The following is a 13,446-nucleotide window of genomic DNA, read 5'->3' on the forward strand; positions in this document are numbered from 1 at the left end:
GACGCCGCGAGGGGCGCCGGACCGGAGTCCGACGCCCCTCGCGGGCAGTGCTGGACAGCCCTAGCTGGCCACGACCTCGATCTGCAGCTGCGTCGAGACCTCGGGATGCACCCGCACGGTGACGGTGTGCTGGCCGGTGGTCTTGATGCTGCTGGGCAGCTCGATCCGGCGACGGTCGAGCTCCGGGCCACCGGCCGCGGCCACGGCCGCGGCGACGTCGGCGGTGGTGACGCGCCCGAACAGGCGGCCACCCTCGCCGGCGCGAGCCGGAACGCGCACCGTGAGGCCGGACAGCTGCCCGGCCACGGCGGTCGCTTCTTCCTGCGAGCGCACCTCACGGGCGGCACGCGCCCGGCGGAGGGACTCGATCTGCTTCTCGGCACCGCGGGTGGCCTGGATGGCCAGGCCGCGGGGCAGGAGGTAGTTGCGGGCGTACCCGCCCTTGACCTCGACGGTGTCGCCGGAAGAACCGAGACCGGTGACCTCGGCGGTGAGGATCAGCTTCGACGTCGTCATGATCAGCGCGCCGTCGAGGTGTAGGGCAGCAGCGCCATCTCGCGGCTGTTCTTCACGGCCACGGCGACGTCACGCTGGTGCTGGCTGCAGTTGCCGCTGACGCGCCGTGCTCGGATCTTGCCGCGGTCGGAGATGAACTTCCGCAGCAGCGTCGTGTCCTTGTAGTCGACGTAGGTCGCCTTGTCCTTGCAGAACTGGCAGACCTTCTTCTTGACCTTGCGAATGGGGGGCTTGGGCACTGGGTTCTCCAGAGATCAGTACGAAGAGTGGATCAGAAGGGAGGCTCGTCGGACGGGCCCGCGGGAGTCGACCAGGGGTCGCTCGATCCGCCGCCGCCGCCACCGGAGGAGCCGAAGCCGCCTCCGCCGCCGCCACCACCGGAGAAGCCGCCGCCACCGTCACCGCGGGAGGCCTTGGTGACCTTCGCGGTGGCGTAGCGCAGCGAGGGGCCGATCTCGTCGACCTCCAGCTCGATGACGGTGCGCTTCTCGCCTTCCTTGGTGTCGAACGAGCGCTGCTTGAGCCGCCCGCTGACGATGACCCGCGAACCGCGGGTGAGGGACTCGGCCACGTTCTCGGCCACCTGCCGCCACACGTTGCACCGGAGGAACAGCGCCTCGCCGTCCTTCCACTCCTGCGACTGACGGTCGAAGGTGCGGGGGGTGGAGGCAACGGTGAAGTTGGCAACCGCGGCGCCGGACGGCGTGAACCGGAGCTCCGGGTCAGACGTCAGGTTCCCGATGACGGTGATGACGGTTTCGCCGGCCATGGTCAGTGGGCCTCGGGGCGCATCAGCTTCGTGCGGAGCACCGACTCGTTGAGGTTCAGCTGACGGTCCAGCTCGGCCACGGCAGCGGGCTCGGACTCGATCGTGACGATCGCGTAGATGCCCTCGATCTGCTTCTTGATCTCGTAGGCGAGACGGCGACGGCCCCAGATCTCGGTCTTGACGGTGCCACCGGCCTTGGTGACGACGGTCAGGAACCGGTCGAGGGACGGAGCAATGGTGCGCTCCTCGAGCTCGGGGTCGAGGATGACCATCAGTTCGTAATGACGCACGGGAAACCCCACCTCCTCTGGTCTTGGCGGCTGCAGAAGGTCTGCAGCAGGAGGGTCGTGCATGCGTTGCGCGCCCCGGCATCCACCGGAACGCGCAGGAGAAGGCTACCAGCGCCGCGCAGAACGCCGTCCGGCGCTGTCCACAACCCCCGGCGACGCGCCGCGGCCGCCGTCCGGAAAGGGACGACGGCCGCGGCGGCGAACGGCGTCAGCGCGAGTTGCGCGACGCCTGGTGGGTGCGGACCAGTGCGGCGGTGACCGCGGCCAGCGCGATCACGGCAGCCAGGGCGGCGGCCGGCAGGGTCTGCGCCGGGGTGGACGACGCGGCGTCCCGCGTGGCGCTCTGGTCGTCCAGGCCGGACCCGTCCAGCCCGGCCAGCTGGCCGAAGACCGGCACCGAGGCGCCGTCGTACCCCCCGGCCACGCCGCCGGCCCCGGTGGCGGCACCCGAGGCACCGCGCGACGACGAGCTGCCCCTCACGGCGGCGAACCGGGACGGGTCGAAGGCCGAGGCGGCCGCGACGCCGGCCGGCTGCAGCTGCGGGCCGGCCCCGCCGGTCTCGTAGGCGTACACGTTCCCGTCGATGCCGGAGATGCCCGTCGGCGTCGGGTGGTCCGTCGGCGTGGGGCCGCCCGGGCCGTCCACCGGCGGCACGGGCGTCGTGCCCCCCGGGAGGGGCGGCAGCGGAACGGTCACCTGCGGCAGCTGGGGAAGGTTCGCGCCGGGCAGTGTCGGCAGCGGGACGAGCGTCTCCACGACGTAGGGCACCGGCGCCGGCACCGGCGGCAGCGACGCCGCGACGGTGTTCACCACCTGGGTGACGACCGCGGCCGGGAGACCGGCCTGCGGGACGATCCGGTACGTATAGGTGATCGTTCCGGCGGTCGCGGGGTCGTTGAAGGTCCACGCGGCCGACTGGCCGAACTGCAGGTCCTTCTTCTGCCCGAAGAACGTCACCGACACGTCGGTGTAGATCGTGGCCGACACACTGAGCAGGGGCGAGATGGTGATCCCGCCCTTGTTCGCGGCGGGGATCTTGTTGACGAAGGTGATCTGGCCGCCCTTGTCGACGCTCTTCACCGGGGGCGTGAAGTTCATGATCTCGACGGTCTCCTGGGGCGCGGCGCTCGCACTGGGCGCCATGAGGACGGACGCCGCCGCCACCGCCAGCCAGCCGAGTACGGCGACGGCGAGTCCTCGCCGTGCGCTTCGACGGATCCGACCGCTCGCCATCTGCTTCCCTACCTCCACGTCGACGTCGTCCGTTCCCCTACTGGGGAGTAACCCCCGTCACGCTGCATCAACGATGATGTGACGCCAGCGATACGGGTAAACCTGAAACCCCTGGAGAACTAGGGTGCGCAGGCGTGGGAAGACACCCGATCGGCGTACACGTCGGACCCGGCCTGACCGACGACAACGAACTCGACGGCGGGGGTCCGCTGGCCCGGGCGGCCGAGATGGACGCCGACGGCGTGCAGATCTTCCTGACCGACCCGCAGAGCTACAAGGCCCCGAAACCGCGCCCGGACGGCGACGACCTCCGCGCGAGCGACGTGATGGTGATCGTCCACGCGCCGTACATGCTCAACGTCGCCTCGACCAACAACCGGATCCGCGTTCCCGGCCGCAAGCTGCTCGCGCAGCACGCGCAGGCAGCCGCCGCGGTCGGCGCCCGGGGCATGGTCGTGCACGGCGGCCACGTGCTCGCCGAGGACGACCCTGCCGTCGGCGTGGACAACTGGCGCAAGACGTTCACCTACCAGGCCAAGGACGGCGGCTTCCCGCTGCCGCTGTTCATCGAGAACACCGCGGGCGGCGGCAACGCGATGGCGCGGGAGCTGGATGCGATCGCCCGCCTCTGGGACGCCATCGGCGAGTTCGGCGCCGGCTTCGTCCTGGACACCTGCCACGCCTGGGCGGCCGGCTGGGACCTCGGCACCGCGGTCGACGACATCCGCGCCATCACCGGCCGGCTCGACCTGGTGCACCTCAACAACAGCCGCGACCCGGCCGGTTCCAGCCGCGACCGGCACGCCCCGCTCTCCGACGGCGAGATCCCGACCGAGCTACTGGTCGACGTCGCCCGCGCGGCCGACTGCCCGATCATCCTGGAGACCCCCGGGGACCGGGCGGCGCACGCCGCCGAGATCGTCCTCCTCCGCGACGCCCTATGACACTGCGACGCTCCGCGCCGCACCGCGGCCAGCAGCCGTTCCCCACGTGACCTGAGCGCGTCAGTCATGCCTGCGCGGGACCCTCCGGGCCCCACTCGGCAAGACCACCCGGTCCCGGGCGCCGTCCAGGACGCCACCGGCCGGGTCGTCCACTCCGGGCCAGCTCGTGCGGACGACGTCGCCATCGGGACGCAGGACGTCCCGGACGACGAGAGCCATCAGCGTGAGGACGGCGAGATCGCGGATCACCACGCTCAGCAGGAACCACTCCACCTTGACGCCGCGGTGGTCGGTGCCGAGGTACCAGAGCAGCCGCGGCACCCACAGCAGCGCCTCGGTGGCCTGCCAGAGCAGCAGCGACCGCCAGCGCGGCCGAGCCAGCACGGCCAGCGGCAGGAGCCACAGGGAGTACTGCGGACTCCACACCTTGTTCAGGAGGAGGAACCCGGCGACGAGCAGGAACGCCAGCTGACCCACCCGCGGCCGCACCGGCGCGGCGAACGTGAGCCAGCCCGCCGCGGCGACGAGCAGCACCAGCAGCACCGCGACGACGATGTTGAGCGTGATCGGTGACTGCCCCTCGGCGACCGGGCCGCCGAGCGCCTGCGGGTTGGCGTGCAGGAGGAGGTTCCAGATGGTGTCCGGGTCGGCCGGCCGGCTGCTGTTGAGCCGGAAGAAGCGACTCCAGTTCTCCGGCGCCAGGACGGCGATCGGCACGTTGATCGCCAGCCAGACGACTCCGGCGGCCACCGCCGTCCGCAGCCAGACGGCGAGCCGGCCCGCTCGCAGGCAGAGCAGGAACAGCGCGCCCAGCACCAGTGCCGGGTACAGCTTCGCGGCGATGCCGAGCCCGAGAAGGACGCCGGCGAGGACCGGCCGCTGCCGCGCCCACGCCCACATCCCGCAGGTCGCCAGGGCGACGGCGAACAGGTCCCAGTTGGTGAACACGTGCACGAACAGCAGCGGCGAGAGCCCGACCATGGCCGCGTCCCAGGGCCGCCGTCCGGACAGCGCGAGCACCCCTCGCGTCGTCACCAGCGCGCACAGCGACAGCAGCAGACAGGTCACCACGTAGTAGCTCTCGACCGGCGGGACGCCGGGCAGCAGCCCCCACGCGCCGGACGCGCCGTCGTAGACGCGGGCGACCGCGGCGGCCAGCGCCATGAAACCGCCGGTCAGCACCGGGTATTCGACGGGGGAGTCGAGGTAGGGCAGCGCACCGGTGTCGAGGTGGTGGAGGCCGAAGAGCGGCACCGTGTCGGAGTAGCAGAAGTGCGTGTACTGGACCCAGCCCGCCCAGTTGCCACTCGCGCAGGGCGCCTGTTTGACCCAGGCCAGGGCGAGCACGAACGACGTGAACAGCAGGCAGATCCGCAGGGGCGTCCAGAACAGCGCCCGGCCGATCACCGCGTGCCGGCCCCAGGGGCCGCCGATCGCCTCGCTGGCCTGGGCCACGACCGGATCGGTCCAGGAGGGCACCACCCGGTCCGGCGCCGGGGCCGTGACCGCCCGCCGCCCGCTCCCCGGAGACACTCCGGGCCCGTCCACGACGGCGGACGGGCCCGGAGGTGCGTTGCTCACGTGCTCAGTGTGCGGGATCGGATGCGCCGGATCGGTTCAGCCGCCCACGGGGGCCGGCGGACCCACCGGTTCAGCGGGCTGGCCCGGTTGGTTCGGTGGGGGCGGATTCGGATTTCCGTTGGGCGGGTTACCCCCGTCGCCAGGATTGGGGCAGGCGGGAAGGGTCGGCTGGCCGCACGTCGGCGCCGGCGGGTTCGCCGGCGGCGGGGCGGCGTCGGACGTCGTCGCGGGGGCGGGTGCCTCGCTGGGCGGCGGCGCCTCGGTGGTCGGCTCCGGCACCCCCTGCCCGGTGTCGCCCTGGATCAGCGCCTTGTCCGGCAGCTTCTCCTTCGGCGTCCCCTTGAGGACGGCGTTCATGAACTCCTGCCAGATCGCCCCGGGCAGGCCGGATCCGTAGATGATCTTCTTGTTGGCGCTCACGATGGGCTCGTTGGTGTCCGACCCCATCCAGACCGCGGTGGAGATCGACGGGGTGTAGCCCACCATCCACGCGTCGGAGTTGTCCTGGTCGGTCACGCCCACGGTGCCCGTCTTGCTGGCGACCTGGCGGCCGCCCTCGAGCGCGCGCTTGGAGTACTGAGCGACTCCCTCGATCGCGAACGTGACGTCGTTGGCGACATCAGCCGGGATGACCTGCTGGCCGTCGTCGGCGGGCGGACCGAGCAGCTGGGTGCCGTCGGAGTCGGTCACCTTCGCCACGAAGAAGGGGTTGCGGTGCACCCCGCCGGCGGCGAAGGTCGCGAACCCGACCGCCTGGTCGATCGGACGCATGGCGTACTGCCCGATGCCGAGACCGGCGTCGACGCCACCGGTCTTCGGGTCGGCCAGGACCGTCTGACCCTTCAGGTTGCCTCCGGTCCACTTGTCCGGCAGGCCGGTTGCCTTGAGCATCACGTCGCGCACCTTCGGCGGGCCGACCTCGTAGGTGAGCCCGTAGAAGGTGGTGTTCAGCGACTTGACGATCGCCTCCTGCAGGGTGCAGGCGGGGCAGGACGCCCCGCCCGAGTTGCGCACCGGGTGGCCCGGAGCCCGGCCGGGGAACATCTGCTTGTCGCTGCCGTCCCGGCGGGCGGTCACGCTGATCCCCTGCTCCAGCGCCGTGGCGAGCACGTACGGCTTCACCGACGACCCGGGCTGGCGCGGCGACCCCGCGTAGTCGAAGTTCCGCCCGGACTTGCCGCCGTAGTAGGCGAGCACCCCGCCGGTCTTCGGGTCGACCGAGACGAGCGCCTGGCGGAGGTTGTCGGGCTCGCCCTCCATCACGTCGTTGACGGCCGCGACGGCGGCGTCCTGGAAGCTCTTGTTCACCGTGGTCGTGATGCGCAGCCCGCCGGCCTGGATCTGCTGCTCGGTGTAGCCGTACTTCCCCATCAGCTCGTCCTTGACCTGCTTGACGATCAGGCCCTCGGGCCCCTCGGGGAGGCCGAGCGAGGACGTGGTCTTGGGCAGCACGGGCGGGTAGACCGACGCCGCGCGCTCGTCCTTGGTCAGCCAGCCCTCGGTCACCATCGCGTCGAGCACCTTGCCCCAGCGGTCCTGGGCGTCGGTCGGGCTCACCTCGGGGTCGTACCGCGAGGGACTGCGGACGAGCACCGCCAGGACGGCGCCCTGCTGCGCGGTCAACTGTGCGGCCGGCACGCCGAAGTAGGTGTTGGCCGCCGACTCGATGCCGTACGCCCCGCGCCCGTAGTAGATGGTGTTCAGGTAGTTCTCGAGGATCTGGTCCTTCGAGTAGTTGTTGTCCAGCTTGATCGCCAGGAACAGCTCCTGGAACTTGCGCGTGAAGGTCTGCGAGGAGTTCTTCAGGATCGCGTTCTTCACGTACTGCTGGGTGATCGTCGAGCCGCCCTGCGTGGACCCGCCCGTCAGGTTGTTGAACGCCGCCCGCACGATGCCGGTGAACGAGATGCCCGGGTCGGTGTAGAAACTGCGGTTCTCCGCCGCCAGGACGGCGTACCGCGCGGGCTCGGAGATCTGCGCCAGTGTCACGTTGGTGCGGTTCTCGTCGCCGAGGCGGGCCATCTCGGTCGCGCCGTCGGAGTAGTAGATCCGGGTCGTCTGCGAGGTGGTGATCGAGTCGGGGCTCGGGACTTCGGTGCTGGCGTAGACCACCCCGACGAACACGCCGAGCAGCACCAGCATGCCGGCGAGGAGACCGCCGGCGACCTTCAGCCGACGGTTGCGGCGCTGCTTCTTCGACTTCGGCCCCTTGCCCTTCCCCTTGGCCGTCGTCCGCGAGCGGCCGCCGGCCGAGCGGGACTGACCGGACGCGCTGCGGGACGGACCCGATGCGCCGGTGCGGGATGCCGTCGTGCGGGCACGGCCGCCTGCGGGCGGGCGTCCGGACTGGTCACGCCCGCCACCACCGCCGGTGGGACGGGACCGCGACGGACGCGGACGGCGGACCGACCCGGCGCGCGGCGCGGCCGGTGAGGTCTCGTCGTGGGATGGCACGAGGGAACCCCTCTCTGACTTCTCGGTTCGGCGACGGGGATCGATCCCCGTCGCGGCCTTGCTGAGAGCTTGGCGTCTTCAGCTGTGGGAGCGGGGGAACCCCCGCGACGCAGCGGCGCTGGTGCGACTGCTGTGCACGCCGGGACGGAATCCTCCCGCCACCGGCTACTCGGTGGCGACCCGGCGCCGGTTCCGGCGTGGCTGCCCGGGAACCGGTTCGGCTCCCAGGACGTACGAGGCGTCCAGGTGGTTCCACCCGCAGCTGCGGCACACCTCGACCTCGTACACCGTGAACTGCTCCTGCATGGCGTCCATGCGCGCCAGTTCCACCTGCGTCTTCGCCTGGCCGGAGACCGGGCCGAGGTGATCGCCGTACACGTAGTTCACCGTGATGAGGCGTTCCTTGCGGCAGACCGGGCAGGCGACATCGGTCGCCTCGCCGTGGTACTTGGCCGCCCGGGAGAGGTAAGGACTCGCGTCGCAGACCTCGAACAGACCCGTGCGACCCGCGTACACGTCGGCGAGGACGGCTCGCCGCTGCAGCGAGTAGTCCACGACGGATCGACGTCCGGGCACGGCGTCAATGTACGTGGCAGACCCAGGGGTCCGGAGCGTTTCCCGTGAAACCAACCACCCGCCACGTCGCGCCGACCGGGCCCGGCAGGTCCCGCGAGTCCGGATCGAGGGTTCGTGCCGAATGGGGCCCGGAGGGTCCCGCGCAGGCACGACGGACACGCTCGTCGCAGCACGGGGACGGAAATTGGCCGCGGTGTCGTCCGGAGGACGACAGTGTCACACCGCGATGTATCGTTTCGATACATCGACCAGTCGGCTGAGGGAGGCGGAATGCTCGAATTCGCCATCCTTGGCCTGCTCCACCAGTCGCCGATGCACGGCTACGAACTACGCAAGCAGCTCTCGCAGGTACTCGGCGGGCTCCGCAGCATCTCCTACGGGTCGCTCTACCCGGCGCTCAAGCGGATGCACGCGGCCGGCCTGATCACCACCGACGAGCCGGACCCGCACGCCCTGCTGCCGGCCGACGCGCCGCCGCTGACCGGCCGGCGCGGCAAGATCGTCTACACGATCACCGCCGAGGGCAAGGAGCGCTTCCACGAGCTGGTCGGTGAGACCGGCCCGGAGGCCTACGACGACAGCGGGAGCTTCGGCGTCCGCCTGGCGTTCTTCCGGCACACGGGCCCCGATGTCCGGCTCCGGATCCTCGAGGGCCGGCGGCGGACCGTCGAGCGGCAGCGGGAGGGCCTGCGGGCCTCGCTGGCCCGCACCCGGGAGCGCCTCGACCACTACACGCTCGAACTACAGCGCCACGGCCTCGAGTCGGTGGACCGGGAGGTCCGCTGGCTGTCGGAACTGATCGACACCGAGCGCCGGGAGGCAGGCACACCCGAGCCGCCCGCCACACCCGGATCCACCACCTAGAGCTCAGCCAGCCAGCACCGGACCGCACGGTCCACGACCACGGGACCAGCCCGGTCCAGGAAGAAGGAGAACCATGGGATCAGTGAAGGTCGCCATCATCGGCGTCGGGAACTGCGCAGCCTCGCTCGTGCAGGGCGTGGAGTACTACAAGGACGCCGACCCGACGACGTCGGTCCCGGGTCTGATGCACGTCCGCTTCGGCGAGTACCACGTGTCCGACGTCGAGTTCGTCGCCGCGTTCGACGTCGACGCCAAGAAGGTGGGGCGCGACCTCTCCGAGGCCATCGTCGCCAGCGAGAACAACACCATCAAGATCGCCGACGTCCCGCCGCTCGGCGTCACCGTGCAGCGCGGCACCACGCTCGACGGCCTGGGCAAGTACTACCGGGAGATCGTCGAGGAGTCCGACGAGCAGCCGGTGGACATGGTCGCGGCCCTGCGCGACTCCGGCGCCGACGTCGTCGTCTGCTACCTGCCCGTGGGCTCGCAGCAGGCCGCGGAGTTCTACGCGCAGGCCGCGATCGACGCAGGGGCCGCGTTCGTCAACGCGCTGCCGGTCTTCATCGCCGGCACCAAGGAGTGGGCGGACAAGTTCACCGCGGCCGGCGTCCCGATCGTCGGTGACGACATCAAGAGCCAGGTCGGAGCCACGATCACCCACCGCGTCCTGGCCAAGCTCTTCGAGGACCGCGGCGTGCAGCTCGACCGCACGATGCAGCTCAACGTCGGCGGCAACATGGACTTCAAGAACATGCTCGAGCGCGAGCGCCTGGAGTCGAAGAAGATCTCCAAGACGCAGTCGGTGACCAGCCAGGTCGACCGCGACATGGGCAAGGGCAACGTGCACATCGGCCCGTCGGACCACGTGCCGTGGCTGTCGGACCGCAAGTGGGCCTACGTCCGGCTCGAGGGCCGCGCGTTCGGCGACGTGCCCCTGAACCTGGAGTACAAGCTCGAGGTCTGGGACTCGCCGAACTCGGCCGGCATCATCATCGACGCCGTCCGCGCCGCGAAGATCGCCAAGGACCGCGGGATCGGCGGCCCGATCCTCTCGGCGTCGTCGTACTTCATGAAGAGCCCGCCGGTGCAGTACAGCGACAGCGAGGCCCGCGACGCGGTCGAGGCGTTCATCCGGGGGGACGTCGAGCGCTGAAGAAGGACCCCGCGACACGACGGAGCCCGCGTCCCCGCCTGGGACGCGGGCTCCGTCGCACTGCATACGCTGCCCGGGTGCGGCGCCGCGTCCTCCTCCCGGCGCTCGGGCTGGCCGCCGCGCTGGCCGCCGGATGCTCGTCCGGCGACGCCGAGCGGCAGCCGGGCGACCCGGTCACGCAGCAGGACGCCGATGCGCTCGCCGCGCTGCTGCACCGCAACTACACGCACGCCGGTGCGCAGTTCGTGGTCACCGCGCCGTACGGGGAGGACACCGTGCTGACCCTGACCGGCGAGGTGGACTTCCGGGACGAGATCGGCCGGGCGCGGGCGGTCACCAGCTTCGGGGACGGGCGCGCGGACGACGTCCGGACGCTGGTGTTCACCGACGAGGAACTGTGGATCGGCGACGTGCCCGGTCTCCCCAAGGCCCTGGCCGCGGACGGCGTCCCGGGAGGCGCGTACCTGCACCGCGCCCTCACGGGCGGCGAGGAGAACGCGGCCCCGCCCCTGGTCGACGCGGTGGTGGAGGTTCTGCTGAACCTGTCCGCCCGCACCGCGGACGAGCCCAGGAGCTTCCTCGGCGCCGGCTACACCTGGCAGGGACAGCGGTCGATCGACAGCCGGCTGACCTCGCTGTTCGGCCTGCGCGACGGCCGCACGGTCGCCGTGGACGCCGCCGAGGAGATGCTCACCCAGTTCGTCACACCGCTGGCGGGCACCGGGCTCCGTGTCACGGTGACCTTGTCGGACCACCGGCCGCGCGTGCTCGAGACACCCGACCCGGCGCAGACGGCGGAGGCGGCCGACCATCCCGCGATCACGGCGACGTTCGGCATGTGAACCTGCGCGGGAGTGGTCACCGGCGCCAGATGAGCGGGAGAGGGCGGACTCTTCCCCAGCCCGCCCTCTCCCGGAGTACTTCCTACCAGATGAGGAGCCGTCCGGACACCCTCAGTTCGCAGTCGGGTCCGCCGGGGCCGTCGAGAGCACCCCGAGCCGGCCGGTCTGGCGCCCCATGACCCCACGCCACAGCTCGGGTCCGGCCGCCGAGCTCAGGACGTCGTCCCGCTGGCCGGCCACACACGCCCACGCCCCCTCGGCGATCTCCCCGGCGAGCTGCCCCGGGGACCAGCCCGCGTACCCGGCGAACACCCGCAGGCCGGTGAGCTGCTCGGGCAGCTGTGCGGGGTCGGCGTCCAGGTCGACCAGGTAGACGTCGCCGGCCACCCGTCGGAGCGGGCCGTCGTCGCCCGCCGCCGCCCCCGGGCCCACGGCCAGGCAGAGGGCGGTGTCCGACTCGCACGGTCCGCCCACGTGGAACACCTCGGGCGGCACGGCCAGGTCGCACCAGCCGGGCAGCACGTCCCGGATCTCGACCTGGCTGGGCCGGCCGAGCACCACCCCCAGCGTGCCGGTGTCGGAGTGGTCCAGGACGTAGACGACGGTGCCGGCGAAGGTGGGATCGGTGAGCGATGGCATGGCGACGAGCAGGCTGCCCGGGCACACGTCGTCCAGGCGCCCGGTCGACAGCGGCGGAACGGCGAACGCGCGACGTCGCCCGGTCGCGGGCCGCGCGGGCGGCCCGGACTCGGGATCGGGGGAGGAGGGCACCGACGTCATCCCCGTCAGTGTGCCCCACCGGCCGTCGCCAGGGAGCGTCGTGTCTCCCGGTCAGGAGAACGCCGCAGGTCACCTTCGGCGTGCCGGATGCGCGCAGTCGTGACACCGGGCTCGCGGTGATGATCCGGGCGGGCGGTGTCCGCCTAAGGTACCGGCGTGGCGGAGGCGGGAACCGAGCTCGACTCCGGGGCCCGGCACCTGCTGCTGCGCACCGACTTCCGACGGCTCCTGGGTACGCGACTCCTGGCCCAGTTCGGTGACGGCGTGTTCCAGGCGGCTCTGGCCGGCACCGTGCTGTTCAACCCGCAGCGGGCCGCCGATCCGCTGGCGGTCGCCGCCGGCTTCGCCGTCCTGCTGCTGCCCTACTCCCTCGTCGGCCCGTTCGCCGGCGTCTGGCTGGACCGCTGGAGCCGGCGTCAGGTGCTGCTGCGCGCCAACCTGCTGCGCGCCGGGCTGGTCGCCGTCGTCGCGGCCCTGGTGTTCGGCGGCGTCCAGGGGACGGCGTTCTACGTCGCGGGCCTCGCCGTCTTCTCCGTGAACCGCTTCGTGCTGGCCGCGCTCTCCGCGGGTCTCCCGCACACCACCGACGACGCCTCGCTGGTGTCGGCCAACGCGCTGTCGACGACGTCCGGCGCGGTCGCCACCGTGGCGGGCGGGGGCGCCGCGATCGCCCTGCTGCAGCTGACCGGCTCCTCCGACGCGGGATACGCCGCGCTGGCGCTGTCCGCCGCGCTCCCCTACCTCGCCGCGGCCACGGTCGTCGCCGGCTTCCGGCGCGGTGACCTGGGGCCCGACCAGGTCACCCGGGCCGCCCGCCTCACGGCGGCGGACATCGCGCGCGGCATGCTGGCCGGCGCACGGCACGTGTGGGAGCTCAAGCCGGCCGCCGCGGCGCTGCTCGCGATCAGCCTGCACCGGTTCGCCTACGGCGTCCTGACCCTGATGACGCTCCTGCTGTACCGCAACACGTTCCCACCGCGCGGTCCGTTCCCCGGCGGCATCGTCGGGCTCGGCGAGGTGGTGGCGGCCGGTGCTGTGGGCACCCTGCTGGCCGCCTGGGTCACGCCGGGCGTCGTCCGCCGGATCGGCAAGCCGCGCTGGATCACCGTGCTGCTGATCGCCGCGGCGGCCGGCCAGGTCGGGCTCGGGCTGCCCTTCGTGGCGCCGACGATCGTGCTGGCCTCGCTGGTGCTGGGGTTCGTCGCGCAGGCGGTCAAGATCTGCGTCGACACCACCCTGCAGGAGTGGGTGGAGGACGACTTCCGCGGCCGGGTGTTCTCCGTGTACGACACGCTGTTCAACGTCACGTTCGTCGTGGCGCTGCTGGTGGGCGCGGTCGCCCTGCCCGACTCGGGCATCTCCTATCCGCTGGTGGCCGCCGTCGGCGCGGGCTACGTCGCGGCCGCGCTGGGCTACGCGCGGATCACCCGGCGGCACTGACCG

General features: G+C 71.8%; 14 protein-coding genes. 5 read left to right on the plus strand and 9 right to left on the minus strand.

Features of this window, described 5'->3' with window-relative positions:
* Nucleotides 1-60: 60 nt before the first annotated feature.
* The 5 genes from rplI to AC2H4J_RS21190 form a co-directional block, all read right to left on the minus strand.
* Nucleotides 61-516 (minus strand): 50S ribosomal protein L9, encoded by a 456-nt coding sequence (gene rplI, locus AC2H4J_RS21170; protein WP_487466892.1) that lies wholly within the window; start codon nucleotides 514-516, stop codon nucleotides 61-63.
* Nucleotides 517-518: 2 nt separating this feature from the next.
* Complete coding sequence (gene rpsR / locus AC2H4J_RS21175) at nucleotides 519-755, minus strand: 30S ribosomal protein S18 (RefSeq protein ID WP_026856604.1); 237 nt, start codon at nucleotides 753-755, stop codon at nucleotides 519-521.
* Between the two features lie 32 nt (nucleotides 756-787).
* Complete coding sequence (locus tag AC2H4J_RS21180) at nucleotides 788-1,285, minus strand: single-stranded DNA-binding protein (RefSeq protein ID WP_487466893.1); 498 nt, start codon at nucleotides 1,283-1,285, stop codon at nucleotides 788-790.
* 2 nt (nucleotides 1,286-1,287) lie between these two features.
* Nucleotides 1,288-1,575: a 30S ribosomal protein S6 gene (rpsF, locus tag AC2H4J_RS21185; RefSeq protein WP_487466894.1), complete on the minus strand. Its 288-nt coding sequence runs from the start codon at nucleotides 1,573-1,575 to the stop codon at nucleotides 1,288-1,290.
* A 208-nt stretch (nucleotides 1,576-1,783) separates the two neighbouring features.
* Nucleotides 1,784-2,809 carry a hypothetical protein gene (locus AC2H4J_RS21190; protein ID WP_487466895.1) on the minus strand — a complete coding sequence of 342 codons (1,026 nt, stop codon included), beginning with the start codon at nucleotides 2,807-2,809 and terminating at the stop codon, nucleotides 1,784-1,786.
* A 134-nt stretch (nucleotides 2,810-2,943) separates the two neighbouring features.
* On the opposite strand from AC2H4J_RS21190, the gene AC2H4J_RS21195 reads away from it, so the two are divergent.
* Complete coding sequence (locus AC2H4J_RS21195; RefSeq protein ID WP_487466896.1) at nucleotides 2,944-3,753, plus strand: deoxyribonuclease IV; 810 nt, start codon at nucleotides 2,944-2,946, stop codon at nucleotides 3,751-3,753.
* 60 nt (nucleotides 3,754-3,813) lie between these two features.
* On the opposite strand, the gene AC2H4J_RS21200 is transcribed toward AC2H4J_RS21195, so the two are convergent.
* From AC2H4J_RS21200 to AC2H4J_RS21210, 3 genes are all read right to left on the minus strand, one after another.
* Complete coding sequence (locus AC2H4J_RS21200; RefSeq protein WP_487466897.1) at nucleotides 3,814-5,334, minus strand: glycosyltransferase family 87 protein; 1,521 nt, start codon at nucleotides 5,332-5,334, stop codon at nucleotides 3,814-3,816.
* Between the two features lie 36 nt (nucleotides 5,335-5,370).
* Nucleotides 5,371-7,788, minus strand: a complete 2,418-nt coding sequence (locus AC2H4J_RS21205; RefSeq protein WP_487466898.1) for a transglycosylase domain-containing protein — start codon at nucleotides 7,786-7,788, stop codon at nucleotides 5,371-5,373.
* A gap of 165 nt (nucleotides 7,789-7,953) precedes the next feature.
* Complete coding sequence (locus AC2H4J_RS21210) at nucleotides 7,954-8,364, minus strand: DUF5318 family protein (protein WP_487466899.1); 411 nt, start codon at nucleotides 8,362-8,364, stop codon at nucleotides 7,954-7,956.
* A gap of 270 nt (nucleotides 8,365-8,634) precedes the next feature.
* On the opposite strand from AC2H4J_RS21210, the gene AC2H4J_RS21215 reads away from it, so the two are divergent.
* The 3 genes from AC2H4J_RS21215 (at nucleotide 8,635) to AC2H4J_RS21225 (ending at nucleotide 11,223) form a co-directional block, all read left to right on the plus strand.
* Complete coding sequence (locus tag AC2H4J_RS21215) at nucleotides 8,635-9,228, plus strand: PadR family transcriptional regulator (protein ID WP_487466900.1); 594 nt, start codon at nucleotides 8,635-8,637, stop codon at nucleotides 9,226-9,228.
* 73 nt (nucleotides 9,229-9,301) lie between these two features.
* Nucleotides 9,302-10,381, plus strand: a complete 1,080-nt coding sequence (locus AC2H4J_RS21220; protein WP_487466901.1) for an inositol-3-phosphate synthase — start codon at nucleotides 9,302-9,304, stop codon at nucleotides 10,379-10,381.
* Nucleotides 10,382-10,458: 77 nt separating this feature from the next.
* A complete protein-coding gene (locus AC2H4J_RS21225) occupies nucleotides 10,459-11,223 on the plus strand; it encodes a hypothetical protein (RefSeq protein WP_487466902.1) in 765 nt (254 codons plus the stop codon).
* Nucleotides 11,224-11,334: 111 nt separating this feature from the next.
* On the opposite strand, the gene AC2H4J_RS21230 is transcribed toward AC2H4J_RS21225, so the two are convergent.
* A complete protein-coding gene (locus tag AC2H4J_RS21230) occupies nucleotides 11,335-12,003 on the minus strand; it encodes a YqgE/AlgH family protein (RefSeq protein ID WP_487466903.1) in 669 nt (222 codons plus the stop codon).
* 156 nt (nucleotides 12,004-12,159) lie between these two features.
* Here AC2H4J_RS21230 and AC2H4J_RS21235 point away from each other — a divergent pair, with 156 nt between their 5' ends.
* On the plus strand, nucleotides 12,160-13,443 hold the full coding sequence (locus AC2H4J_RS21235; protein WP_487466904.1) for an MFS transporter: 1,284 nt from the start codon (nucleotides 12,160-12,162) through the stop codon (nucleotides 13,441-13,443).
* The last annotated feature ends 3 nt before the right edge of the window (nucleotides 13,444-13,446 follow it).

The organism is Blastococcus sp. OS1-29 (genome assembly GCF_057628075.1).

What these genes read in the sequence shown, in the direction of transcription:
- AC2H4J_RS21180 (WP_487466893.1), bottom strand. Translation starts at nt 1,285, where the DNA reads ATGGCCGGCGAAACCGTCATCACCGTCATCGGGAACCTGACGTCTGAC.
- AC2H4J_RS21230 (WP_487466903.1), bottom strand. Translation starts at nt 12,003, where the DNA reads ATGACGTCGGTGCCCTCCTCCCCCGATCCCGAGTCCGGGCCGCCCGCG.
- AC2H4J_RS21190 (WP_487466895.1), bottom strand. Translation starts at nt 2,809, where the DNA reads ATGGCGAGCGGTCGGATCCGTCGAAGCGCACGGCGAGGACTCGCCGTC.
- AC2H4J_RS21215 (WP_487466900.1), top strand. Translation starts at nt 8,635, where the DNA reads ATGCTCGAATTCGCCATCCTTGGCCTGCTCCACCAGTCGCCGATGCAC.
- AC2H4J_RS21220 (WP_487466901.1), top strand. Translation starts at nt 9,302, where the DNA reads ATGGGATCAGTGAAGGTCGCCATCATCGGCGTCGGGAACTGCGCAGCC.
- rplI (WP_487466892.1), bottom strand. Translation starts at nt 516, where the DNA reads ATGACGACGTCGAAGCTGATCCTCACCGCCGAGGTCACCGGTCTCGGT.